The 919-nt window shown below is 37.3% G+C and carries 2 protein-coding genes; both read left to right on the plus strand.

Translation table 11 applies throughout. The features are described 5' to 3' along the window. Positions 1-380 (plus strand): hypothetical protein (locus O970_RS10005; RefSeq protein ID WP_166667113.1); only part of this gene is annotated, 380 nt, incomplete at its 5' end. A 62-nt stretch (positions 381-442) separates the two neighbouring features. Continuing rightward, complete coding sequence (locus tag O970_RS09305) at positions 443-817, plus strand: hypothetical protein (RefSeq protein ID WP_133459428.1); 375 nt, start codon at positions 443-445, stop codon at positions 815-817. Positions 818-919 lie beyond the last annotated feature (102 nt).

Raw genomic sequence — 919 nt, forward strand, 5'->3', positions numbered from 1 at the left:
CGTTATGGGGACAAATAGCGTTTATTATTGTTGGGATAGGACTCCTGCTGATTAATACCTGCTATTACGATGATGGGGGAAGCTGGGATGAGTTAAACCAATGGCTAAACCGCAGTATGTTAGGCAAGTTTGATTTTCACGCCACAAAATACCCACCTTATTACTTACCGACCCCAACCTGTATGCTACTTTCAGATCAGGATTACTACTTAGCCGTGAACGGCGGACGCTGTCTGCTGGAGTCGGATTCGAGTTTATTTAGTTCCAATTATGATCTTAATTTAACCTTGAATTTACCAGATTTTGATAGGGACAAATCCGTGTCGATTTTAAGAGAAAAAAATCAGAATTTGAGGGGTGGGTTACAATTAAATCATTAGAATCCGGAGTTCAGGCTCCGGTTGAATTAGTTATCTCTGATGGCACTGATCATTTAGTTATTGTGCCTTCGGCAACAGCAGAGTTTTTTACGCCTAGATCTGAGACGGAGGCACAGAATAAAAAAGAAATTTATGATATGGATGAGAAAGGTGTAAATGAAACGAATAAGGATAAAGATATCTGGACTAAGCTGATGAGCATAACTGTAGGTCAATCTTCGGTAAATGATAGTACCTCATTAGAAACTACTAACACCACAGAGCTGGATAAAGATCAAATTGGCTTATTTTTAATTAACTGGCGATTAGGACAAATAAAAGGTCACCATGAGGTATCGATAAGGGTCAACTACTGGCCCAATGGCAAGCAAGATAAACAGAATCAAGATAAGGAGCTGACTCCTTACTTATTCTCTTACCACTATATAAAAGATTAATTGGAATATAAAACAATGAAAAAAATACTCATAGTAGCATTATGTTGTTTAGTGTTAAACGCTTGTGATACTTACCCTTATAAAGAAGAAATACAAGATATT

The organism is Candidatus Schmidhempelia bombi str. Bimp, assembly GCF_000471645.3.
Taxonomy (GTDB): Bacteria; Pseudomonadota; Gammaproteobacteria; order Enterobacterales; family Orbaceae; genus Utexia; species Utexia bombi.